Source organism: Klebsiella sp. HMSC25G12 (assembly GCF_001807705.1).
In the GTDB taxonomy this organism is placed as follows: domain Bacteria; phylum Pseudomonadota; class Gammaproteobacteria; order Enterobacterales; family Enterobacteriaceae; genus Klebsiella; species Klebsiella variicola.
Window position 1 is genome coordinate 187,341 of the sequence record NZ_KV789908.1, and the last position, 22,623, is coordinate 209,963.

18 protein-coding genes and 1 other RNA gene are annotated in these 22,623 nt (G+C 59.6%); 9 read left to right on the top strand and 10 right to left on the bottom strand.

Annotated elements, in window-relative coordinates:
* Positions 1-23: 23 nt before the first annotated feature.
* From HMPREF3096_RS19515 to HMPREF3096_RS19530, 4 genes are all read right to left on the bottom strand, one after another.
* Positions 24-3,125 (bottom strand): efflux RND transporter permease subunit, encoded by a 3,102-nt coding sequence (locus tag HMPREF3096_RS19515; RefSeq protein ID WP_064169309.1) that lies wholly within the window; start codon positions 3,123-3,125, stop codon positions 24-26.
* Positions 3,122-4,231 carry an efflux RND transporter periplasmic adaptor subunit gene (locus HMPREF3096_RS19520; RefSeq protein WP_064169310.1) on the bottom strand — a complete coding sequence of 370 codons (1,110 nt, stop codon included), beginning with the start codon at positions 4,229-4,231 and terminating at the stop codon, positions 3,122-3,124. Before HMPREF3096_RS19520 ends, HMPREF3096_RS19515 begins: the two co-directional genes overlap by 4 nt.
* 74 nt (positions 4,232-4,305) lie before the next feature.
* A complete protein-coding gene (locus HMPREF3096_RS19525; protein WP_004143215.1) occupies positions 4,306-4,920 on the bottom strand; it encodes a TetR/AcrR family transcriptional regulator in 615 nt (204 codons plus the stop codon).
* A gap of 95 nt (positions 4,921-5,015) precedes the next feature.
* Positions 5,016-6,011 carry an NAD-dependent epimerase/dehydratase family protein gene (locus tag HMPREF3096_RS19530; protein ID WP_064169311.1) on the bottom strand — a complete coding sequence of 332 codons (996 nt, stop codon included), beginning with the start codon at positions 6,009-6,011 and terminating at the stop codon, positions 5,016-5,018.
* 96 nt (positions 6,012-6,107) lie between these two features.
* Here HMPREF3096_RS19530 and HMPREF3096_RS19535 point away from each other — a divergent pair, with 96 nt between their 5' ends.
* The 5 genes from HMPREF3096_RS19535 to HMPREF3096_RS19555 all read left to right on the top strand — a co-directional run bounded on the left by HMPREF3096_RS19535 (position 6,108) and on the right by HMPREF3096_RS19555 (position 11,218).
* Entirely contained in the window at positions 6,108-7,019 is a 912-nt protein-coding gene (locus HMPREF3096_RS19535) for a LysR family transcriptional regulator (RefSeq protein ID WP_012541385.1), read from the top strand.
* A 158-nt stretch (positions 7,020-7,177) separates the two neighbouring features.
* Positions 7,178-8,176: a siderophore ABC transporter substrate-binding protein EitA gene (locus HMPREF3096_RS19540; protein WP_012967850.1), complete on the top strand. Its 999-nt coding sequence runs from the start codon at positions 7,178-7,180 to the stop codon at positions 8,174-8,176.
* Entirely contained in the window at positions 8,176-9,213 is a 1,038-nt protein-coding gene (locus HMPREF3096_RS19545; protein ID WP_012541383.1) for a FecCD family ABC transporter permease, read from the top strand. Before HMPREF3096_RS19540 ends, HMPREF3096_RS19545 begins: the two co-directional genes overlap by 1 nt.
* Positions 9,213-9,974, top strand: coding sequence for a siderophore ABC transporter ATP-binding protein EitC (locus HMPREF3096_RS19550; RefSeq protein ID WP_008804455.1), 762 nt, complete (start codon positions 9,213-9,215; stop codon positions 9,972-9,974). The genes HMPREF3096_RS19545 and HMPREF3096_RS19550 overlap by 1 nt, the downstream gene beginning before the upstream one ends.
* Before the next feature lie 56 nt (positions 9,975-10,030).
* Positions 10,031-11,218, top strand: a complete 1,188-nt coding sequence (locus HMPREF3096_RS19555) for an MFS transporter EitD (protein ID WP_176747756.1) — start codon at positions 10,031-10,033, stop codon at positions 11,216-11,218.
* A gap of 84 nt (positions 11,219-11,302) precedes the next feature.
* Here the strand turns inward: HMPREF3096_RS19555 and HMPREF3096_RS19560 are convergent, their stop codons facing one another.
* A complete protein-coding gene (locus HMPREF3096_RS19560; RefSeq protein ID WP_008804453.1) occupies positions 11,303-12,334 on the bottom strand; it encodes a methionine synthase in 1,032 nt (343 codons plus the stop codon).
* Positions 12,335-12,357: 23 nt separating this feature from the next.
* On the bottom strand, positions 12,358-13,338 hold the full coding sequence (locus HMPREF3096_RS19565) for a DUF1852 domain-containing protein (RefSeq protein WP_032730651.1): 981 nt from the start codon (positions 13,336-13,338) through the stop codon (positions 12,358-12,360).
* Between the two features lie 608 nt (positions 13,339-13,946).
* Between HMPREF3096_RS19565 and HMPREF3096_RS19570 the strand changes: the two genes are divergently transcribed.
* Positions 13,947-14,267: a hypothetical protein gene (locus tag HMPREF3096_RS19570; protein WP_012541379.1), complete on the top strand. Its 321-nt coding sequence runs from the start codon at positions 13,947-13,949 to the stop codon at positions 14,265-14,267.
* A gap of 97 nt (positions 14,268-14,364) precedes the next feature.
* On the opposite strand, the gene HMPREF3096_RS19575 is transcribed toward HMPREF3096_RS19570, so the two are convergent.
* The 3 genes from HMPREF3096_RS19575 to HMPREF3096_RS19585 form a co-directional block, all read right to left on the bottom strand.
* Positions 14,365-14,613: a GlsB/YeaQ/YmgE family stress response membrane protein gene (locus tag HMPREF3096_RS19575; protein ID WP_002909014.1), complete on the bottom strand. Its 249-nt coding sequence runs from the start codon at positions 14,611-14,613 to the stop codon at positions 14,365-14,367.
* Between the two features lie 203 nt (positions 14,614-14,816).
* Complete coding sequence (menI, locus tag HMPREF3096_RS19580) at positions 14,817-15,227, bottom strand: 1,4-dihydroxy-2-naphthoyl-CoA hydrolase (RefSeq protein WP_008804450.1); 411 nt, start codon at positions 15,225-15,227, stop codon at positions 14,817-14,819.
* Positions 15,224-18,280: a D-2-hydroxyglutarate dehydrogenase YdiJ gene (locus HMPREF3096_RS19585; RefSeq protein WP_008804449.1), complete on the bottom strand. Its 3,057-nt coding sequence runs from the start codon at positions 18,278-18,280 to the stop codon at positions 15,224-15,226. The genes menI and HMPREF3096_RS19585 overlap by 4 nt, the downstream gene beginning before the upstream one ends.
* Before the next feature lie 218 nt (positions 18,281-18,498).
* Here HMPREF3096_RS19585 and ydiK point away from each other — a divergent pair, with 218 nt between their 5' ends.
* Together ydiK and rprA are read left to right on the top strand one after the other, a co-directional pair.
* Positions 18,499-19,611 carry an AI-2E family transporter YdiK gene (gene ydiK / locus HMPREF3096_RS19590; protein WP_023322844.1) on the top strand — a complete coding sequence of 371 codons (1,113 nt, stop codon included), beginning with the start codon at positions 18,499-18,501 and terminating at the stop codon, positions 19,609-19,611.
* A gap of 191 nt (positions 19,612-19,802) precedes the next feature.
* Positions 19,803-19,910, top strand: an RNA gene (gene rprA / locus HMPREF3096_RS19595) — antisense sRNA RprA.
* 86 nt (positions 19,911-19,996) lie between these two features.
* On the opposite strand, the gene ppsA is transcribed toward rprA, so the two are convergent.
* Positions 19,997-22,375 (bottom strand): phosphoenolpyruvate synthase, encoded by a 2,379-nt coding sequence (ppsA, locus tag HMPREF3096_RS19600; RefSeq protein WP_012541376.1) that lies wholly within the window; start codon positions 22,373-22,375, stop codon positions 19,997-19,999.
* Positions 22,376-22,450: 75 nt separating this feature from the next.
* Between ppsA and HMPREF3096_RS30990 the strand changes: the two genes are divergently transcribed.
* Positions 22,451-22,570 carry a hypothetical protein gene (locus HMPREF3096_RS30990; protein WP_012541375.1) on the top strand — a complete coding sequence of 40 codons (120 nt, stop codon included), beginning with the start codon at positions 22,451-22,453 and terminating at the stop codon, positions 22,568-22,570.
* Positions 22,571-22,623 lie beyond the last annotated feature (53 nt).

A 22,623-nucleotide genomic window follows, 5' to 3' on the forward strand; every position in this document is an offset into this window, starting at 1 on the left:
CGGCCAGGTCCGGCAAGAGGGAATTACCCCTGCGGGTGCAGCGCCGGGTGTTGCACTGCGTCAGCCGGGGGCTGAGGTCGGATGCGGAACCAGATCGCGTACATGGCCGGCAGGAAAATAAGGGTCATGATGGTTCCCCCCAGCGTCCCGCCAATCAGCGTATAGGCGAGCGTTCCCCAGAAGACCGAATGGGTGAGCGGAATGAACGCCAGGATCGCCGCCAGCGCGGTCAGCAGAACTGGGCGGGCGCGCTGTACTGTCGCCTCCACCACCGCGTGGAACGGATCGAGCCCTGCCTGTTCGTTGTGGTGGATTTGGCCAATCAGGATCAGCGTATTGCGCATCAGGATCCCCGACAGGGCGATCAGGCCCACAAGAGCATTGATGCCAAACGGCTGATTGAACAGCAGCAGTGTCGGCACCACGCCAATCAGCCCCAGCGGCGCGGTCAGGAAAACCATGACCATCGCCGACAGCGAACGCACCTGCAGGATAATGATCAGCAGCGTGAGGGCGATCATGATGGGAAATAACGGCACCATCGCCCGGGTGGCTTTGCCTGATTCCTCGATCGACCCCGCCGTCTCGATGCGATACCCCGGCGGCAGCGAGTCGATAATGGGCTGCAGCGGTTTCATCAGCGCGGTGGAGACATCCGGCGGCTGCAGGTTATCCGCGACATCTCCGCGAACGGTGATGGTCGGCGTGCGATCGCGACGGCGAAGCAGCGGGTCCTCCATTCTGATCGACACGTCGCCAATCTGTGACAAGGGAACCCGCTGCCCGCCGCTGCCCACCAGGGTGAAGTCGGCGATTTTCGCCGGATCCAGACGGATATCGCCCGCCGCGCGGCCGATGACCTGCACGGCGCGAATATCTTCCCGAACGGTGGTGATGGGGATCCCTGACAGCAGGAACTGCAGCTGCTGGGCGACGGACTGGGAGCTGAGTCCGCTCGCCTGCAGCCGGTCCTGATTGAGGCTGAAATGCATCACCGGCACCCGCGAACCCCAGTCGGTATTGACGGTGCGCATCAGCGGACTGGCCTGCAGCACCGATTTAACCCGTTCGGCGATGTCGAGCAAGGTGTGCGGATCGGGCCCCATCACCCGCCAGGCAACCGGATAGGGCGAATAAGGGCCAAAGACCAGCTGAGTGACACGCACCCGCGCTTCCGGCGCCAGGCCATTGGCCACCGCCTCCCGCAGCCGCAGCTTGAGCGCCTCGCGGGCGTCCTGACCGTCGGTCAACACCACCAGTTTGGCAAAGGAGGGATCGGGCAACTCCGGGGCCATCGCCAGGTAAAAGCGCGGCGCGCCCTGGCCGATATAGCTGGTGACAATCTTCGCCTCCGGCTGCTGCTGCAGCCAGTGCTCAATTTTCGCCGTCGCGGCGCTGGTCTGGATAATCGACGACCCGTAAGGCATTTGTACTTCAACCAGTACTTCCGGACGATCGGAGGTGGGGAAAAACTGCTTTTTCACCAGGCTCATTCCCAGTATCGCCACCATAAACAGCACCACCACGCTGGCGGCCACGCGCCATTTGCGGGCGATAACCCGGGTCAGCAGCCGACGGAAACGCTGATAGCGCGGGGTGTCATACAGCGCGGCGTGGCCTGCCGTCGCAGGCTTTCTGTCCGGCAACAGGTGCACCCCCAGCCAGGGGGTAAAAATCACCGCCACAATCCAGGAGGCAATCAGCGCGATACCGACGATCCAGAACACGTTGCTGGCGTACTCCCCGGCGGTGGACTGCGCAAATCCATTGGGCATAAAGCCTACGGCCGTTACCAGGGTACCGGCCAGCATGGGCGCCGCGGTATGGCTCCAGGCATAGGCGGAGGCTTTGAGGCGGTCGTACCCCTCCTCCATTTTGACCACCATCATTTCGATGGCAATGATGGCATCATCCACCAGCAGGCCCAGGGCGAGGATCAGCGAGCCGAGAGTGATACGGTCGAAGTTTTTGCCGGTCGCCTCCATCACCACAAACACCACGGCCAGAGTTAAAGGCACCGCCGCCGCGACCACCACCCCCACGCGCCACCCCATGCTGACAAAGCACACCGCCATCACCACCAGCAGGGCGACAAAGAATTTGATCATGAACTCATCGACTGCGGCGCTGATATTCACCGACTGATCGGTCACTTTGGTCAACGACATGCCGAGCGGCAGGCTCTGATTGATGCTGGCCGTTTCGGCGTCCAGCGCTTTCCCCAGCGCCAGACCATTCCAGCCCTCGCGCATCACCACCCCCAGCAGCAGCGCCGGTTCGCCCTGATTGCGGATCAGGAAGGTCGCGGGATCTTCATACCCTCGCTCAACCGTGGCGACATCGGCCAGTTTCAGCGTTCTGCCCCCGGCAATAATCGGCGTGTCGCGGATCTGCTGCAGGCGGTCGAACGCCCCGTCGAGGCGGATAAAGATCTGCCCGCCCCGGGTCTCAATGGCCCCGGCGGCGGTCAGCACATTCTGGCTGTTCAGCGCGGCAAAAATCGCCTCTGGCGAAAGGCCCAGGGTGGCGAGACGATCATGAGAAAAGGAGAGATAAATGCGCTCCGCCTGTTCGCCGAGGATATTCACTTTTTTCACCCCGGGTACATGCAGCAGCTGCTGGCGCAGGGCTTCAGCGTCACGCACCAGCTGCCGCGGCGGCTCTCCCCGCGCTTTCAGAGCAAAGAGGGCAAAGGTGACATCGGCGAATTCGTCATTCATCATCGGGCCGGAGACGCCGGCAGGCAGGTTTTTCGCCTCATCCCCGAGCTTTTTGCGCGCCTGATAAAACTGCTCCGGCACCTCGGACGGCGGGGTCTGATCCTGCAGCGATAACGTGATCAACGCCATGCCTGGGCGGGTATAGGTCTCCGTGCGATCGTACCACTTCAGCTCCTGGAGCCGTTTTTCCAGCGGCTCGGCGACCTGATCCTGCATCTCCTGCGCGGTGGCGCCGGGCCAGACGGTAATGACCGTCATTTGCTTGACCGTGAAGGGCGGATCTTCCGCCCGCCCGAGTCCGAAGAACGCCACCAGCCCGGCGACGGAGATGAGGATAATCAAAAACAGGGTCACCGACCGCTCGCGGACGGCCAGCGCGGAGAGATTAAAACGCCCGGCGCTCATGGCTGGCTCCCGGCGGCATTATGCTCGCGTCGTTCCGCCAGACGCACCGCCTCGCCCTGGTGCAGAAGATGGGCGCCCAGGGCGACGATGGGCTCGCCGGGCTTCAGCGGGCCGGTCACCCGCGCCGTTTCATCATTCAGGCCGAGCACGGTCACCGGTTGCCAGGAGACGGTGGCCGGACGCGAGGCAATGTGCCAGACGCCAGGGCCGTTGCCCGGATCGTAGACCGACGCCAGGGGTACCTCCAGCACCTGGCCTGGCGCCTGGTCGCTGCCGATACGCAGGGTCACGGTAGACCCCAGCGGGGCATTCGCCAGCGCGCCGTTCAGCACATAGCGCGCTTCAAAGGTGCGGGTGGTGGCGTCAGCCGCGTCCGAAAGCAGTCGCAGGGTCGCCGTGACCGGCTGAGATTCGCTGCCATAGCGTGTCGCCAGCGCCTCGCTGCCGACCGCCGGGCGCAGCGTCTCCGGAAGCTGCACCCGCGCTTCGCGCTGCCCCGCCCGCGCCAGGCGGATCACTACCTGCCCGGCGCTGACCACCTGCCCTGGTTCGGCAAGCGTTTCCACCACCACGCCGTCAGCGTCCGCCAATAGCCCGGCATAGCCGGTGGCGTTTTGCGCCACATTGGCCTGCGCCTGGGCCGCGCTGAGGTCGGCTCTCGCCGCCTCTGCCGCTGCGTTAACCTGGTCGAATTCCGCGGCCGAGACGGCGCCGCTCGCCACCAGGCCGCGATAGCGGGCCAGATCGTTGGTCGCCTTTTTGGCTCGCGCCCGCGCGGCATCCACGGCCCGCTGTTGAGACTGCGCCTGCAAGGTTAAATCAGCCGGATCCAGACGCAGCAGCAGTTGACCGCGCTTGACGCTCTGCCCGGTCTCCACCAGCCGGGCAAGGATTTTTCCCGATACCCGGAAGCCGAGATCGCTTTGGGTACGAGCGACCACCACGCCGGTAAAGGCCCGCGAGCTGGCCTCCGCGCGCTCGACGGTCGCCACCCGGACCAGCGGCGGCCGGGTGCGGGGATCGTCATGATCGGCAGGTTCGCCGCAGCCCGCGAGGGCCAGCGGCAGGAGGCAGACGGCAAGATGGACGGCATTGAGCCTGAGCATGGGTCACCTTAATGAAAAGACCGGACAGTGACCGCATTCTCAGACTAGTGACCAATAAAGTCAATAGTCACTAATCAGGGGGAGAGACTTCTCAGGATCAGGGAGGCAAGCAGCACCGCCGCGGTGGGCGCGGTGTCGAGATTGTATTGCAACTGCACCGGGTTGATGAAAGGACACATCACCATATAGACCGCCAGGGTTGCCTCATCCAGCGGGGTTTTGCGCTCGAACTCACCCGCCTGGCGGCCTTCGACAAGGATTTGACCAATCAGCTGCTGCAGATGACCGGCATACTGTTCCGTTGAAGGCCATTTATCGCGCGCTGCGACGGCGGCGATGTCGTACAGTTTGCGATCCTCAAAAAACAGTTCACTGCCGGCCTCGGTCAGTGCCCGGAACAGGCGGCGCAGTTTCTCGCTGGCGGACGGCGCATCGGCGATAGCCGCGCTGACGGCCACCATGATCTTCTCCAGCCGGCTGGCGCAAATCGCCTCGCCAATCGCCTGCTTGGAGTCAAAGAATTTATAGATATAGGCTTTGGAAAAGCCTATCGCTTTGGCGAGATCGGTGACCGTCGTTTTCTCATAGCCATAGCGACTAAAGTGCGCCATGGCCGCGTCAAGAATCTGGTCCCGAACGCTGTGGTCATGGGGACCACGGCTTGCAGGGGTGGGGGTATTTTTCGTCATCCGTTTAGCTTAATGCGATCGCTATCGTTTGACAACGAGTGACGTTATTATGATTTGGTCACAATAACACCCCGCTCTGTGATCCTCTTGCCGCGTTACGCCTCACCCGCCTCTTGGTTTATCGCGCCGGCGGGCAGACAACCCATGCCTTGCAGCGTCTGAAGCACCGCGCTGTCGAGTGGGGTATGCGGCTCCGCACCTAAAAAATCAACCAGTTTATCGCTGCGCAGGCGTACCGGCAGACGCCAGAGATAGTGCATCTCGACCATTTCCCGCAGGGTGGCGTTAAAGGGCGCCGCCAGCTTTACCAGCCACCAGGGAAAAGACTTCACTGCCGCTCGGCCGCCATAGCGGGCGACCACCCGCTGGATCGCCTGACTCATTTCGCTGCCGTCCGGGTCCCAGTGGCCCTGCATATGAAAACGAGCAAACGGCTCAAGCTCATGCCTGCGGGCCAGCAGCGCGGCGATGGTGTCGGCGACGTCGGGCAGATAAGACCACTGATGCCCGACGCCGATCGCCCCGGGGCGGCTAATGACGCGGGGAAGCTGACCAGGCTTGACCAGCCCCTGAGAAAACCAGTTATTTCCGGCGCGTGGACCAAAAAAATCGCCCGCCCGAACAATCAACGCCCGGCCACCACGCTGCACGTAATCCTCCAGCGCCTGCTCCATCTCTACCCGAATAGCGCCTTTACGGGTCACCGGTTGCTGAGGGGCCGCTTCATCAATCAGCGGAAAGGCATCCGGTCCATAGTTGTAGACCGTGCCGGGCAGAACAACTAACGCCCGCTGTTGTTCGGCGGCCTGCAGGGTGTTGTGCAGCATGGGCAGTACCTGTTGCCGCCAGTGCCGGTAGCCCGGCGGATTGACCGCATGGACGATAACGTCGCAACCGGCAGCCGCCGCCGCAACCTGCCCGGCATTCAGCGCGTCGCCGGCTATCCACTGCATGCCATCTGCGGGACCGCGAATCTGAGCGCCGCGCTTCAGCGCCCGAACCTGCCAGTTGTCCGCCACCAGCCGGCGCGCCACTTCCCCGCCAATCCCCCCGCTTGCTCCCAGAATAAGTACTTTGCCGCTGCTGTTCATCCTCTTTCCCCGTTCGCTAATGGATGCTTGACAGCCTACCTGCCGCTCATATCAAATGAAATTGCATACCATCATCGAGCAGCTATACATTTTTGTATGAATACCTCTATTCCCTGGGAGTGGTACCGAACCTTTCTCGCCGTCCTGCAGGAAGGTTCCTTATCGGGCGCATCGCGCACCCTGAACATCACCCAGCCGACGGCGGGGCGCCATATTGCCGGGCTGGAGGCCGCGCTCGGCCAGGCCTTATTTACCCGCTCGCAGACCGGCCTGCTGGCGACCGACGCGGCGCTGGCGCTGCGGGTGCACGCCGAGGCGATGGACAATACCGCCCGGGCGCTGGAACGCACGGCGGCTAACTTTAGTCGCGACCGAACCGAACTGCGTGGCGTGGTGCGGGTGGCCGCCAGCGAGGTGGTCGGCGCCGAGGTGCTGCCGCCGCTGGTTGCCCGGCTCAGGCAGGCGTGCCCGAATATCGTCATCGAACTGATGCTCTCCAATCGGTTTCAGGATCTGCTTCACCGGGAGGCGGATATTGCGGTGCGGATGGTCGCCCCGCAGCAGGAGCAGCTTATCGCCCGCCGTCTCGGCAGGATCGAGCTTGGGTTACATGCCACCGCCGCCTACCTGACGCGCCAGGGCCTGCCCGCTACCCTCGACGATCTGGCCAGCCACGCGCTAATTGGTTTCGATAGCGCCACCCCACTTGTTCGCCGGGCCCTGCAGGCTTACCCCCGATTTCAGCGCGAAGCGTTCGCGATGCGGACCGATAGCGACCTCGCCCAGTTGAGCCTGATCCGCGCCGGGGCGGGGATCGGCATCTGCCAGGTGCCCCTTGCGGATGGCATTATTCCCCTGCAGCGAGTGCTGGCGGCCGACTTTTCCCTGAATCTCGATACCTGGCTGGTAATGCATGAGGATCTGCGCCACAGCCCAGCCTGTAAGCGGGTATTTGATTTTCTCGCCCAGGGGTTGCAGGCGTATATTCGTGGCCCACTGGCGAGCTGATCCGCCCCATCGCGCGGGCATTTCATTGCCTGCCGAAATAGTCACTCATTGACACTGTAAATATGGCATTGTATAAAACCCCGCCCCAATAATGAGTTTCATTTGCATTACTCCCATTTGCTGGTCATCCACTCGCCTGTTTACAAGGATAGCGTTTAATGAAGAAGGTCCTCTGCGCGTTAGGCTTGATGTTCACCGCCGTCAGTTCCGCGCTGGCAACAACCTACCCCCTGACGATTGAAAACTGTGGCTATCAGGAGACCTTCACCCGGCCGCCGGAGCGCGTGGTCGCGCTGGGGCAAAATACGGTCGAAATTCTGCTGCTGCTCGGGCTGCAAAAGCAGGTGGTCGCCAGCGCCTTCTGGCCGACCAGCGTTTTACCGCAGCTGGCTGAGCAAAACGCGAAGATTAAAACCCTGACGGTGGAAATTCCGAGCCTGGAATCCGTGCTGGCGCAAAATCCCGATTTCGTTCCCGCCCAGTTACCTCTGCTACTGGGGCCGGAAAGCAAAGTCGCTAAGCGTGAAGATCTCGCTACCGTCGGCGTAAACAGCTACGTCTCACCGGGGATGTGCGCCACCAAAAAGGCCACCGGCGATATGTATGGCAGCCGGCAAAAGCTGTGGGATATGACCTGGCTGTATCAGGAAATTAGCGATTTTGCCCGCATTTTCAACGTCGAAGATCGTGGTCAGGCGCTGATTGCCGATTTCAAAAAACGTGAAGCCGACCTGCGCCAGGAGTTTGGTAAAAGCAAAAAGGATCTCTCCTTCGTCTTCTGGTTCTCCAGCGCCTCACCTTCGGCCGATGCCTATGTTGGCGGCAAAAACAGCGCCTCCGGATTTATCGCCAGTGTGCTGGGCGGACATAATGCGATTACCTCCGAAACCGAGTGGCCCACGGTGAGCTGGGAGAGCATTATTGCCGCCAACCCGGATGTGATCGTGGTCTCCAGCCTGGATCGTAACCGCTGGGCGCTGGATAAGGCCGAGGAGAAGATCAAATTCCTCAAAAGCGATCCCGCCGTCAGCCAGCTGGAGGCCGTGAAAAAAGGCCATATCGTGGTCATGGACGGTCAGGCGATGAACCCGACCATCCGCACGCTTTATGGCGCGGAACAGGTGGGCGAGCAGCTGAGAAAAATGGGGCTGAACTGATGAGCGTCGCCGTGCTTCAGACGCGCCGCAGCATGCTGCTCACCGGCTGGTGTTTACTGGCCGTGATCGTGCTGGCGCTGGTGATAGCGGTGGGCGTCAGCGTCGGCGAGCTGGCCATCCCGCTGCAGAATGTCTTTTACGCTATCAGCAACAGAACCGGCTTAACCGCTGAGCCTCTCAACCGTATCTATGAGAGCGTGATCTGGGATTTCCGCCTCAGCCGCGCGCTGGTCGCCGCCTGCTGCGGCGCAGGCCTCGCTATCTGCGGCGTCGTGCTGCAAAGCCTGCTGAAAAATGCCCTCGCGGAACCCTACGTCCTCGGCGTCTCCGCCGGGGCCTCCACCGGCGCGGTGTCGATCGTGGTGTTGGGCCTTGGCGCTGGCGCGATTTCCCTCTCGGCAGGCGCCTTTGCCGGGGCCTTCGCCGCCTTCGCCTTTGTCGCCTTGCTGACTAATGGCGCGCGCGGCGGCAATGAGCGTACGATTCTGGCGGGCGTTGCCGCGTCACAGTTATTTAACGCCATCACGGCTTACACCATCAGCACCTCCGCCAGCGCGCAGCAGGCGCGCGATGTGATGTTCTGGCTGCTGGGCAGCTTCAGCGGCGTCCGCTGGCCCGAATTCCAGCTGGTCATCGTGGTGGTGCTCGCGGGCCTGGCGGTCTGCCTGTGGTATGCCCGGGCGCTGGATGCATTCACCTTCGGCGATGATGCCGCCGCCTCGCTGGGGATTGCCGTGCCACAGGTACGCCTGATCCTCTTCACCACTGCGGCGCTGATCACCGCCACCATCGTCAGTATGGCCGGCTCGATCGGCTTTGTCGGCCTGGTGGTGCCGCACGTGATGCGCTTCTTCTTTGGCCCGCTACACCGGACGTTGCTGATCGCCAGCGCGCTGGCAGGGGCGATATTGATGGTGCTGGCGGACATTGCGTCGCGCCTGCTGATTGCCCCGCAGAGTCTGCCCGTTGGGGTGGTAACCGCCCTGGTTGGGGTGCCTTTCTTTGCCGTGATTATCTACCGCTCAAGGAATAAGTGATGAGTATTTGCGCTGAAAATATCACCTGGAAGGCAGGCAAAAAGGTCATCGTCAATAATGTCTCGCTGCGGGTGTCGCGCGGCGAAACGGTCGGACTGCTGGGACCCAACGGCTGCGGCAAATCCTCGCTGCTGCGCGTTCTGGCGGGCCTGCGCCGCCCGGATGCGGGTCGCGTCACCCTCGACGGCCAGGACATCACCCGGATGGCGAAAAAGCAGCTCGCCCGCCGCGTGGCTTTCGTCGAGCAACACGGCATGACCGAGGCCAATATGCGGGTGCGCGACGTCGTGCGCCTGGGGCGCATACCCCACCACTCTCCGTTTTCAAACTGGAGCGCTCAGGATGATGAGGCGATCACCGCCGCGCTGCAGCGGGTGGCGATGCTGGAAAAAAGCGAGCAGGGATGGTTAAGCCTCTCCGGCGGCGAGCGGCAGCGGGTGCATATCGCCCGCGCGCTGGCGCAGAGCCCGAGCGAAATCCTGCTGGATGAGCCTACCAACCATCTGGATATACACCATCAGATGCAGTTAATGCAGTTGATCAGCGAGCTGCCGGTGACCAGCATTGTGGCCATTCACGATCTTAACCATGCCGCGATGTTCTGCGATTCGCTGATCGTGATGCAGCAGGGGCAGATCCTCGCCAGCGGGACGCCGGAGGAGATTTTGTCCGAAGCGCTGCTGTGGGACGTTTTCCGGGTGAAAACCAAAATCGAGATCTCCCCTTACCACGGTAAAAAACACATTCATTTCATCGTTTAGGTTGGGCGGATATGCCTCTCTTCTCCCTGCGCCCTGCGGCAACCCTCTGGCCTCCCGTGTTACTGGGAAGCCAGTTCGTTTTTAATATTGGCTTTTACGCGGTCATTCCTTTCCTCGCCCTCTTCCTGCGCGACGACATGCTGCTCTCTGGGGGACTTATCGGCCTGATCCTCGGGCTGCGCACCTTCTCTCAGCAGGGCATGTTTATCATCGGCGGGACGCTGGCCGACCGCTATGGCGCCAAGGCCATCATCCTTGCCGGCTGCGTCGTTCGCGTCGCCGGTTATCTGCTGCTGGCGTGCGCTACGTCGCTGTGGCCCATTATCCTCGGCGCCTGCCTGACCGGCGTCGGCGGCGCTCTGTTTTCCCCATCGATCGAGGCCCTGCTGGCGCGGACCGGTACCCACAGCCAGGCCAACGGGAAACGCAGCCGCGCCGAGTGGTTTGCGCTGTTTGCGGTGTGCGGTGAGCTGGGGGCGGTGATCGGACCCGTAGCGGGTGGGCTGCTGAGCGGGATCGGCTTTCGGCATATCGCCCTCGCCGGCGCGGGAATCTTTCTCCTGGCGCTGCTGGTGCTCTTTTTCTGTCTGCCCGCCGACGGGCACACGACAACAACGCGCAGACGAGTCCCATGGTGGATGCCTTTGCGCCAGCCGCGCTTTGTCGCGTTTATTCTCGCCTACAGCTCCTGGCTGTTGAGCTACAACCAGCTGTACCTCGCCCTGCCGGTGGAGATCCAACGTTCCGGCGGTCGTGAGCAGGATCTGGCGCCGCTCTTTATGCTGGCCTCGCTGTTGATTATCACCCTGCAGCTCCCTCTCGCCCGCTTCGCCCGACGAATTGGCGCCGTGCGCATCCTGCCGGTGGGCTTTCTGCTGCTGTCGGCTTCTTTTGTCAGCGTGGCGTTATTTGCCGCCACCCCGCCCGCCGAAGGCTGGCTGCGATTATTGCCGTCGGCCTGCTTTGTCACGCTGCTCACCCTCGGCCAGATGTTGCTGGTGCCCTCAGCCAAGGATCTGATCCCGCTGTTCGCCGATGAGTCGACGCTGGGCGCCCACTACGGGGCGCTCGCCACCGCGGGGGGTTGCGCGGTGTTAGCCGGAAATTTACTGCTCGGTCATTTGCTTGACCAGGCGTTCACCCCCTCGCCGCAGGCGGTTTATCCCTGGCTTCTGCTGGCGCTGTTTCCGCTGTGCAGTGCCGTCGCCCTGCGGACGATCTGCCGCCCGCTGGCGGCAACATGACGCTGAGCGGGCAACAGCCCGCTCAGGAGGTGAACCGGCGATGAGTGACACCGCCAGGGGAAGATAACGGGAATGCGCCCCGCCTTACTTTGCCGCCAGCTCGCGGCGAACGATCTCGGCGCCGGCGCTCAGGGCATGCAGTTTGCCGGTCGCGACATGGCGCGGCAGCGGCGCCATACCGCAGTTGGTGGACGGGTAGAGTTTGTCGGCATCGACGAACGCCAGCGCCTTGCGCAGGGTTTCAGCCACTTCTTCCGGGGTTTCGATAGCATGACTGGCGACATCGATCGCCCCGACCATCACCTTTTTACCGCGGATCAGTTCCAGCAGATCCATCGGCACCCGCGAGTTGTGGCACTCGAGAGAGATAATATCGAGGGAGGATTTCTGCAGCTGCGGGAAGGCCTCCTCATACTGTCGCCACTCAGAACCCAGCGTTTTTTTCCAGTCGGTATTCGCCTTGATGCCGTAGCCGTAGCAGATATGCACCGCCGTTTCACACTTCAGCCCTTCGGTCGCTCTTTCTAAGGCGGCGATCCCCCAGTCGTTGACTTCATCAAAGAAGACGTTGAAGGCCGGCTCATCGAACTGAATAATATCGACCCCGGCGGCCTCTAACTCTTTCGCTTCCTGATTAAGGATTTTGGCGAACTCCCAGGCCAGCTTTTCCCGGCTTTTATAGTGGTTGTCATACAGCGTATCGATCATGGTCATTGGGCCTGGCAGCGCCCATTTGATCGGCTGACTGGTGAGCTGACGCAGATAGCGCGCGTCCTCCACGAAGACCGGTTTCTGGCGCTCCACGGCGCCCACCACGGTTGGAACACTGGCCTCATAGCGGTTACGAATTTTCACGATCTCGCGTTTGGCAAAATCAACGCCGCTGAGGTGCTCAATAAAGGTGGTGACAAAGTGCTGCCGCGTTTGCTCGCCGTCGCTGACAATATCGATCCCGGCACGCAGCTGGTCGTCGAGGGACAAACGCAGGGCATCGCGCTTGCCGGCCAGTAATTCCTCGCTGGACAGTTTCCAGGGCGACCACAGGGTCTCTGGCTGCGCCAGCCAGGACGGTTTCGGTAAACTGCCGGCGGTCGATGTCGGAAGCCATGTTTTCATAATAAGTAGCCTTTTATTTTGGTTTAGCAAAGCGCGAAGTTAGCAGACCATTGCTCAAGCAACGTCTTGTGCGGGTTGATAAAATGTTGTTGTGTAAATTTACCCTGCTCTATCGCCAACAGGCTGCGCTCTTCCCGGTCATAAACAATTTTTGTTAATGAATGATCCAGGTGGTTGAGATTGGGTTGATAGTATTGCCCCGCCGCGGAATTGGCATTGTAGATCTCCGGGCGGTATATTTTCTGGAACGTCTCCATCGTGCTGATGGTCGCGATCAGCTCCAGGCTGGTGTAATCGCTGAGCAGATCGCCGGTAAAATAAAAGGCTAACGGCGCGACACTGTGCTTCGGCATAAAATAGCGCACCTGCAGGCCCATTTTGCTGAAATAGCGCTCCGTCAGCGACACGCCATCCTGAGCATATTCAATGCCGAGGACCGGATGTTCATTACCGGTACGCCGGTAAACATCTTTGCTGGAGACGCTCAGGCAAATCACCGGCGCCTTGCTGAAGCTGGCCTTATAGGCGCTGGATTGCACGAAATCCTTAAAGATATTGCCATGCAGCTCGCCAAAGTTATCGGGCACGCTAAAGCTACCCCGGTTTTTATTATGTTCCAGCAGCAGAACGCTAAAATCATAATCCCGCACATAGGAGGAGAAGTTATTACCGGCGATACCGGCATGGCGCTCTCCGCTCTTTTTATCGACAATATGCGTTTGCAGGATCTCTATCACCGGGAAGCTGGCGCCATCCTGAGCAATATTCATCTCGACAGAAATAATATCCAGTTCCACCGCATAGCGATCGTTATGAGGATTATCCCAGTGCGCCAGGGTATTAAACCGGTTATTCATCATGATTAACGTATTGCGCAGATTTTCCTGACGGTTCTCCCCTCTGGCTAAATTGGCAAAGTTGGTGGTAATACGCGTATTTTCCGCGGGGTTATAGTTTTCATCAAAACGACTGCGCTTAATCGTATAGGTAAATTCGTTAGTCATGGCGATTGTCCATTCTGGTGTTGGGTATGAAGCTGAATGAGCAGATTGCCATTCCACAAGCAACGCGGGGTCAGGCCTGGCGCGCTTCAACCGATAAATGTTGTTGATTCGTTAATGAGTCTATTTTTGCCAGAGTCGGCGGTGGAGGGAAAGCGACTTAAATTCATTGCAACATGAGCCATCCTCATGTTGCTCCGCTGAGCGCTGGTTGCAAGGTGTGGAACCGGTCGTGGTGATGGCGCTATGGTCAGGCGCGGGCAACTCAGGCAACATCTGGCGAATAATCATTTGTCCAGTGAATATATGCCAGGGTACAATCTTTAACCACTATAATACGTGCTTTGACGTCGCCGCCGTGCCGTACCCGTTTGCTGGAGCTTTTGTCGTAAAGAATGATTGTTGATATCAGTATTATGTCGATGTGCATGGCCGTGCTGCTGATTATGAGCGTACTGCTGAACTAAAATGCTTCCCCAATGACACAAGCTCTCATCTGACCTTCACATTCGCGAAGAAAAAAGGAGATTCAGAGGATTCGCGTCGCATGGGATTGTCCCGCCTGCCGCCGCCCTCTACTCTTTTGGTACTTGCTAATCGAGGAATACCAGATGAAAAAAGCTATGACTGCCCTGTTCGCCATCGCCGCGGTTGCCGCCGCCAGCGCCTTTGCGGCCGATAAAACCGACGTCCCGGCGCCCGCCGTTGATAACGGGGCCCACCCCCCGCTGGAGATGGGCCGTGGCCCCCTGCCGCCGTTCCCGCCGCAGCTTCCGCCGCACAGACCGGTGCTGTTTTCGGCCACGGTAGCGACCGATACGCCGGCAGAAACCATTAACAAACTGACCGCGCTGATCCCGGCCAGCCCGGCGAAGCACTACGAAGTTCACGTTGAGGTGGTGCCCGTTACCGGGGATGCCGACGGGCAATAGCCCTTGCGCGGGTCGCCTGACCTGGGCACTGCAATAAAAAAAGCTGCCGCTTATCGCGGCAGCTTTGTTAACGAGAATGAAACAGAATGGCAGAGAATTAACTGCGCACTTTCCGGTAGATAAACAGCACGACCAGCGCGCCGATTACCGCAACCACAAAGCTGCCGAAATTAAACCCGTCGACCTTGCCAAAACCAAACAGGGTACTGATCCAGCCGCCGACCACGGCGCCGATGATCCCCAGAATAACGGTGACAATAAACCCGCCGCCGTCTTTCCCCGGCATAATCCACTTGGCTAAAATACCGGCAATAAGTCCAAAAATGATCCAGGAAAGAATACCCATGGTTAACCGTCCTCTTGTTACCTTTAAGCATTTAGTATTGAAAAGAGTAGCATATATAACGAGAGTGGATCGGCAATAATATATTTATTAGATAATTCCTTGCCGCTGCAGGGTGGTCCGTGCGACAAAATCTCTGGTCCTGACAAACCCGTTACCGTTTATTACCCTGAAAAAAGGGAGGCTATTCGCCTCCCGGTCACGGCTTATATTACTGCGGTGGTTAGCCGCGATGAACAGCATAATCGCGACTGTTCGTCGAAGATTTCGATTTGCCAGACCTGATGACGAGTGCCGACGTGCAGCGCTTTACAGACCCCCCGCACCCGGCCTCCGCGCGCCGAACGAATGTGGTTGGCGTTAACCTCCAGCCCCACCACCTTCTGTTCGCCTTCGCTGCACAGATAACCCGCTACCGACCCCAGGGTCTCCGCCAGCACCACCGAGGCCCCGCCGTGCAGCAGGCCAAACGGCTGCTGCGTACGGCTATCCACCGGCATCGTGGCCTCCAGCGTATCGTCGGTAAAGGTCTCAAAGCGAATATCGAGCAGCCCTACCATGTTTCCCTCACCGAGCCGGTTGAGCTGCTCCAGCGTGGCCTGACGTTTCCAAATCATCCTATTATCTCCAGTAACGCCTGCAGCGGATGGCGAACGCCGCTGCCTTCAATGCGCTTCACCTGACTGCGGCAGGAGTAGCCCGTCACCAGACAGCGGTTACGCGGCAGCCGCTGCATCGCCTGCTGCCAGGAGAGCGCGTAAATGGCCAGCGAGTTGGCATGGTTTTTCACTTCATGGCCATAGGTCCCTGCCATCCCGCAACACCCAACGCTGACGTTTTCCAGTTTCGCGCCAAAGTGGGCAAAAATCTCTGCCCACTGTTTTGTCGCCGCCGGTAGCGCGGTCACTTCCGTACAGTGACCGAACAGGTACCAGGGCTCGCCTCCCTGTTCGGGACGGGCGGCGGTCGTCAACGCCTTCGGCAACCACTCATGGACTAACAGCACCTGGAAATCGCCGCGCTTATCGCCAAGGGTTTGCTTATACTCATCGCGGTAGCAGAGCACCAGCGCCGGATCGACGCCGACCAGCGGCATGCCAAGCTGCGCCACGCGATTGAGGAAGTCCGCTGTCTTCTGCGCGGTGCGAGCAAAGCGGGTGAGGAATCCTTTAATATGCTGCGCCTTACCGTTCGGAGAGAACGGCAGCAACACCGGCTGATAGCCTAACGCTTCGACGAGGCGAATAAAGTCAGCCACCACCTGGGCGTCGTAATAGCTGGTGAAGGGATCCTGTACCACCAGCACCATCTTCGCTTTCTGCTCGTCGCTCAGCGTTTCGAGCTGCTCAAGCGTCATGTTGGCGGAGCGGTGGCCGGCCATCTGCTGCTTCAGCGACGGCGCCGAGAGCAGCGGCAGATCGACCATCCCAATGTGCTTCTCCGACAGCTTTTTCAGCCACGGCTGGTTAATAAAAAAGTTAAAAGTCTTCGGCGCCTGCGCCATCAGCGGCGCATAGGATTCGACCGAGGCCACCAGATGGTCGCGTACCGGGCGCAGGTAGCGGCTGTGATACAGCTGCAGGAAGCGAGAACGGAACTCGGGCACATCGATTTTGATCGGGCACTGGGTCGAACAGGCTTTGCAGGCCAGACAGCCGGACATCGCCTCTTTGACCTCGTGCGAGAAGTCATATTCCCCTTTACGCGCATGCCAGCTGTTCCGCGTGCGCGCCACCAGCGAACGCAGGCTGACGCCCTGCTCCGGCAGCGCCTTCTCCAGCTGGTTGGGATCGACGCCGCGGTCGGCCAGCAGGCGCAGCCATTCACGCACCAACGTCGCGCGCCCTTTCGGCGAGTGGATGCGCTGGTTGCTGACTTTCATCGACGGACACATCGGACTCTTGACGTCAAAGTTGAAGCACAACCCGTTGCCATTACACTCCATCGCCCCGCGCCAGCTGCTGCGCACCGCGATGGGGATCTGCCGATCCCAGGTGCCGCGCTTCACCGCATCGACTTTCATCATCGGCGCGTCGACCCCTTCCGGAGGACAGATTTTCCCTGGGTTCAGGCGGTTATCGGGATCGAAGACTGCTTTGATCTTCCTAAGTTCGCCGTACAGCGCCTCGCCAAAGAAGGCCGGGCTGTACTCCGCGCGGAAGCCTTTGCCGTGTTCGCCCCACAGCAGGCCGCCATACTTCGCCGTCAGCGCCACCACGTCATCGGAGATCTGCTTCATCAGCACCTCCTGCTGCGGATCGCACATATCCAGCGCCGGGCGCACGTGCAGCACCCCGGCATCAACGTGGCCAAACATGCCGTAGCTCAGGCCGTGGCTGTCGAGCAGCGCGCGGAACTCGACGATGTAATCCGCCAGATGCTCAGGCGGTACGCAAGTGTCTTCAGCGAAAGGAATAGGCTTGGCGGCGCCTTTGGCATTGCCCAACAGGCCGACGGCCTTCTTGCGCATGGCGTAGATCCGCTCTACGCCATCGAGATCGTGACAGACCTGCCAGCCGATGACGCCCGCCTCGCTGCCGGCCATCAGCTCATCCAGCCGCTGGCACAGGGTAGTGACCTGCTGGTCAATCAGCGTAGCGTCATCCCCGGCGAATTCGACGATATTGAGCCCGAGCATCTCTTTATCCGGCACGTCGGTGATCAGTTCGCTTACCGAGTGCCAGACGATATCCTCGCGCGCCAGATTCAGTACCTTGGAGTCGACAGTCTCCACCGACAGCGCTTTCGCCTGCACCATAAATGGCGCATTACGCAACGCGGAGTCAAAGGAGTCATATTTAACGTTGACCAGACGGCGCACCTTCGGCAGGCGGGTGATATCCAGCCGCGCTTCGGTAATAAACGCCAGCGTGCCTTCCGAACCGGTTAAAATACGGGTCAGATCGAACTCGCTCATCTCATCGTTAAAGACATGGCGCAGATCGTACCCGGTGAGGAAGCGGTTAAGTTTAGGAAACTTATCAATGATCAGTTCACGCTGCGTCTTGCAGCGCTGGTAGACCGTGTTATAGATCCGGCCAATCGTCGATGGGGTGTTGCCCAGCGTCTCCGCCAGCGCTACTGGCACCGCCTGGGTGTCGAGGATATCGCCGCCCATCAGCACAGCTCGCAGACCGAGCACGTGATCCGACGTTTTACCGTACACCAGCGATCCCTGTCCGGACGCGTCGGTGTTTATCATCCCGCCCAGCGTGGCGCGGTTGCTGGTGGAAAGCTCAGGTGCAAAGAAGTAACCATAGGGTTTAAGAAACTGGTTCAGCTGATCTTTGATGACCCCGGCTTCAACGCGCACCCAGCCCTCTTCGGGGTTAATCTCAATGATGCGATTCATATAGCGGGACATATCGACAATAATCCCGCCGTTCAGCGCCTGGCCGTTGGTGCCGGTGCCGCCGCCGCGCGGCGTGAAGACCAGCGATGTAAAGCGCGGTTCGGCGGCGACGCGCGCCAGCAAGGCCACGTCCGCCGTAGAACGCGGGAAAAGGACCGCATCCGGCAGCAGCTGATAGACGCTGTTGTCGGTGGCCATCGTCAGCCTGTCGGCATAGCTGGTGGCGGTATCGCCGGTAAAACCCTGTTGCTCCAGTACCTGCAAAAAATTCAGCACCAGCTGAACTACCCCTGGTGCCTGAGAAATTTGTGGGATCATCACACTTGACCCTGCCTGACTATGTTGTGTTTGAAAATATTGTGTTGGTGCTAACTAAACGTTTGCGTAGCGCATTCAACTTTTTATCACATTTTTTTCATATGCGCCCACGTGTTTTCTGTGCAAAATCAGCCCGGCAATATTATTGATATTATTATCAGTACATGGATTTACGCGGCGCCAGCTTTTTGGCGCGACTGGAAAGGTAAAATTTCTCTATGATAAACCCCCATCAGCCTCGGGACATTCCGCAAATACTGCTGTCGGTGCTGTTCCTGGCCCTGATTATCATATCCTGCCTGTGGGTTGTGCAGCCGTTTATTCTGTCCTTCGCCTGGGCCGGTACGGTGGTGATCGCCACCTGGCCGGTGCTGCTGCGTCTGCAGCGCGTGCTGTTTGGCAAACGACTGCTGGCGGTGCTGGCGATGACCCTGCTGCTGTTTTTGTTATTCGTTATTCCTATTGCTCTGCTGGTCAACAGCCTGGTGGATAACAGCGTCCCGCTGATCAAACTTATCAGCAGTGGAAATGTGACGCTGCCGGATTTCGCCTGGCTGAACAGCGTGCCGCTGGTCGGCGATAAGCTGTATTCCGCCTGGCATGGCCTGCTGGATATGGGCGGCTCGGCGATTATGGCCAAGGTTCGCCCCTATATTGGCACTACCACCAGCTGGTTTGTCGGGCAAGCGGCGCACATCGGCAAGCTGCTGGTCTACTGCGGTCTGATGCTGTTGTTCAGCGCGCTGCTCTACTGGCGCGGCGAGCAGGTGGCCTATGGTTTCCGCTACTTCGCTACACGCCTCGCAGCCAAACGCGGCGATGCGGCGGTGCTGCTGGCCGGCCAGGCCGTGCGCGCCGTGGCGCTGGGCGTGGTGGTGACGGCCCTTACTCAGGCGGTGCTGGGCGGGATCGGCCTTGCCATCTCCGGCGTGCCCTACGCCGCTCTGCTGACCGTGGTGATGATCTTTACCTGTCTGGTCCAGCTCGGCCCTTTGCTGGTTCTGGTACCGTCGATTATCTGGCTTTACTGGAGCGGGGACACGACCTGGGGCACCGTGCTGCTGGTGTGGAGCTGCGTGGTTGGCACCATGGACAACGTCATTCGTCCGGTGCTTATCCGTATGGGCGCCGACCTGCCGATGATCCTCATTCTTACCGGCGTCATTGGCGGACTGATCGCCTTCGGCATGATCGGTCTGTTTATCGGTCCAGTGCTGCTGGCCGTCTCCTGGCGTCTGTATGACGCCTGGGTACACGAAGTGCCGCCGCCGCCGAAAGACCCCGATGTCGTGCTCGAAGAGCTTAGCGAGCTGGAGGCCGGGCGCAAGTAATGCCCTGGCAGGCGGGGAGACCCGCCTGTTTCCTTGCCCGCCTATTGTTAAGCAAAATTTATTGATCGCCGGCAACGCGCTGGCCCTGAGCGCCATTCCCCTCGCTTTCCTCCCCCGGGGTCCTTCACAACAATTTAACTATTGAGAGGAATCTGATCGACGGCAAAGGCCCCGCTGCCTACTATTAGCTCACGGTTATAAATCAACACCTTGATTTATAAGCATGGAAATCCCCTGAGTGAAACAACGAATTGCTGTGTGTAGTCTTTGCCCATCTCCCACGATGGGCTTTTTTTTGTCCTGCGCATCGCCACAGCGGACAGCCTGCAACAGGCAAAAAAAATCCCCGGCATCGCTGCCGGGGATCGGTGCTGTCAGGGCGAACTTATTTTTTCAGTTCCGCCAGACCTAACCAGGTTTGCACCACGGTATCCGGGTTGAGGGACAGACTGTCGATCCCTTCTTCCATCAGCCAGGCGGCAAAATCTTCATGGTCAGACGGCCCCTGGCCGCAGATGCCGACGTATTTGCCCTGTTTTTTCGCTGCGCGGATCGCCATCGACAGCAGGGCTTTCACCGCGTCGTTGCGCTCATCAAACAGCTCAGAGACCACGCCGGAGTCGCGATCCAGACCGAGCGCCAGCTGGGTCATGTCGTTCGAACCGATGGAGAAGCCGTCGAAGTACTCGAGGAACTGCTCGGCCAGCAAGGCGTTCGATGGGATCTCACACATCATAATGATCTTCAGCCCGTTCTCGCCGCGCTTCAGCCCCTGGCGCTCCAGCTCTTCGACCACCGCTTTCGCCTGGGCGACGGTACGCACAAACGGCACCATCACTTCAACGTTGGTCAGCCCCATGTCGTTACGCACGCGCTTCATCGCTTCACACTCCAGCGCGAAGCAGTCGCGGAAGCTTTCGGAAACGTAGCGTCCGGCGCCGCGGAAGCCGAGCATCGGGTTCTCTTCTTCCGGCTCATAACGCTCGCCGCCCACCAGGTTGGCATATTCGTTCGACTTGAAGTCCGACAAACGCACGATGACGCGTTTCGGGTAGAAGGCGGCGCCAAGGGTAGCGATCCCTTCGGTCAGACGGCCGACGTAGAACTCTCTCGGCGAATCGTAGCCTTTCATCAGCTCACGGATTTCGTTCTGCAGGCCCGGCTCCTGGTCGTCAAACTCCAGCAGCGCGCGCGGGTGAACGCCAATCATGCGGTTGATGATAAATTCCAGCCGCGCCAGCCCCACGCCTTCGTTCGGCAGGCAGGCGAAGTCAAACGCACGATCCGGGTTGCCGACGTTCATCATCACCTTCAGCGGCAGATCCGGCATCTCGCCAACGCTGGAGCTCTTGACGCTGAAGTCCAGCAGCTCGGCGTAAACGTAGCCGGTGTCGCCTTCGGCGCAGGAGACGGTCACGTTCTGGTTTTCCTGAATGCGATCGGTGGCATCGCCGCAGCCGACCACCGCCGGGATCCCCAGCTCACGGGCGATAATCGCCGCGTGGCAGGTACGTCCGCCGCGGTTGGTGACGATCGCCGAGGCTTTCTTCATGATCGGTTCCCAGTCCGGGTCGGTCATGTCGGTGACCAGCACGTCGCCAGGTTCGATGCGGTTCATCTCGCTGATATCGTGGATCACCTTCACCGGGCCGGCGCCAATGCGGTGGCCGATGGCGCGCCCTTCGGCGATGATCTGCCCCTGAGCGTGGAGGGTATAACGCTCCATCACCTGGCCGCGGGAACGCACGGTTTCCGGACGCGCCTGAACGATAAACAGCTTACCGGTGTGGCCATCTTTCGCCCACTCGATATCCATCGGACGGCCGTAGTGCTTCTCGATCTGCACCGCCTGCTTCGCCAGCTCCTGCACCTCCTCGTTAGTTAACGAGAAAACATCGCGCTGCGCCTGCGGCACATCTTCGATACGCACCTGCTTGCCGTGCTCCTGAGTCGGCGCGTATACCATGCGGATCTTTTTCGACCCCATGGTACGGCGCACGATGGCCGGGCGGCCAGCGGCCAGCGTCGGCTTGTGGACGTAGAATTCATCCGGGTTCACCGCGCCCTGCACCACCATCTCGCCGAGGCCCCACGCCGAGGTGATAAACACCACCTGGTCAAAACCGGACTCGGTATCGATAGAGAACATGACGCCGGAGGAGGCCAGATCGGAGCGGACCATCCTCTGCACCCCGGCGGAAAGCGCCACGCCGCGGTGATCGTAACCCTGATGCACGCGATAGGAGATCGCGCGATCGTTAAACAGTGAGGCAAACACGTGCTTCACGGCAACGAGCACGGCGTCAAAGCCCTGCACGTTGAGGAATGTCTCTTGCTGCCCGGCGAAGGAGGCGTCCGGCATATCTTCCGCAGTAGCGGAAGAGCGCACGGCAAATGAGGCCTCGGCGTCATCGGCGGACAGCAGGTCATAAGCATCGCGAATCGCGTTTTCCAGTTCGCTCTGGAAAGGGGTGTCGATGATCCACTGACGGATCTGCGCGCCCGCTTTCGCTAATGCGGAAACGTCGTCAATGTCGGTTTCATCCAGCAGTGCATAAATGCGCTGGTTAACACCGCTTTGGTCCAGGAACTGATCAAAAGCATCAGCGGTGGTGGCAAACCCGTTAGGCACGGAAACACCCATACCGGACAGGTTTGTAATCATTTCACCAAGGGAGGCATTTTTGCCCCCAACTCTGTCTACATCATTCATGCCGAGTTGGTTATACCAAAGCACCAGCGGTGACGAGCCATTGTTGGACATCGAGACAATCCTTTTGTGATTTAATACCAGTGAAAAAAATTTCACGATCGACTGCAGGATTATCCTGACATATTTATGGGGCTGAAAAAAACGGTGAATCGTTCAAGCAAATTATTTTTTCATTTTTCGGACTGTTCCCGCGATATAGCTAACTTGATGATTTTTAGGAATTATGACGAAAAACGCTGGAAATAACGGCAAAAAGAAGAAAATGAACCACCCTTTTCATAAAAAACAAAAATAGCGTT

Bases quoted from the DNA above. Each gene is read 5' to 3' on its own strand.
- ydiK (WP_023322844.1), top strand. From the start codon at position 18,499: ATGATAAACCCCCATCAGCCTCGGGACATTCCGCAAATACTGCTGTCG.
- HMPREF3096_RS19565 (WP_032730651.1), bottom strand. From the start codon at position 13,338: ATGACTAACGAATTTACCTATACGATTAAGCGCAGTCGTTTTGATGAA.
- HMPREF3096_RS19545 (WP_012541383.1), top strand. From the start codon at position 8,176: ATGAGCGTCGCCGTGCTTCAGACGCGCCGCAGCATGCTGCTCACCGGC.
- HMPREF3096_RS30990 (WP_012541375.1), top strand. From the start codon at position 22,451: ATGGGGCTGAAAAAAACGGTGAATCGTTCAAGCAAATTATTTTTTCAT.
- HMPREF3096_RS19570 (WP_012541379.1), top strand. From the start codon at position 13,947: ATGAAAAAAGCTATGACTGCCCTGTTCGCCATCGCCGCGGTTGCCGCC.
- HMPREF3096_RS19585 (WP_008804449.1), bottom strand. From the start codon at position 18,280: ATGATCCCACAAATTTCTCAGGCACCAGGGGTAGTTCAGCTGGTGCTG.
- menI (WP_008804450.1), bottom strand. From the start codon at position 15,227: ATGATTTGGAAACGTCAGGCCACGCTGGAGCAGCTCAACCGGCTCGGT.
- HMPREF3096_RS19530 (WP_064169311.1), bottom strand. From the start codon at position 6,011: ATGAACAGCAGCGGCAAAGTACTTATTCTGGGAGCAAGCGGGGGGATT.
- HMPREF3096_RS19575 (WP_002909014.1), bottom strand. From the start codon at position 14,613: ATGGGTATTCTTTCCTGGATCATTTTTGGACTTATTGCCGGTATTTTA.
- HMPREF3096_RS19540 (WP_012967850.1), top strand. From the start codon at position 7,178: ATGAAGAAGGTCCTCTGCGCGTTAGGCTTGATGTTCACCGCCGTCAGT.
- HMPREF3096_RS19515 (WP_064169309.1), bottom strand. From the start codon at position 3,125: ATGAGCGCCGGGCGTTTTAATCTCTCCGCGCTGGCCGTCCGCGAGCGG.
- ppsA (WP_012541376.1), bottom strand. From the start codon at position 22,375: ATGTCCAACAATGGCTCGTCACCGCTGGTGCTTTGGTATAACCAACTC.
- HMPREF3096_RS19550 (WP_008804455.1), top strand. From the start codon at position 9,213: ATGAGTATTTGCGCTGAAAATATCACCTGGAAGGCAGGCAAAAAGGTC.
- HMPREF3096_RS19525 (WP_004143215.1), bottom strand. From the start codon at position 4,920: ATGACGAAAAATACCCCCACCCCTGCAAGCCGTGGTCCCCATGACCAC.
- HMPREF3096_RS19560 (WP_008804453.1), bottom strand. From the start codon at position 12,334: ATGAAAACATGGCTTCCGACATCGACCGCCGGCAGTTTACCGAAACCG.
- HMPREF3096_RS19520 (WP_064169310.1), bottom strand. From the start codon at position 4,231: ATGCTCAGGCTCAATGCCGTCCATCTTGCCGTCTGCCTCCTGCCGCTG.
- HMPREF3096_RS19535 (WP_012541385.1), top strand. From the start codon at position 6,108: ATGAATACCTCTATTCCCTGGGAGTGGTACCGAACCTTTCTCGCCGTC.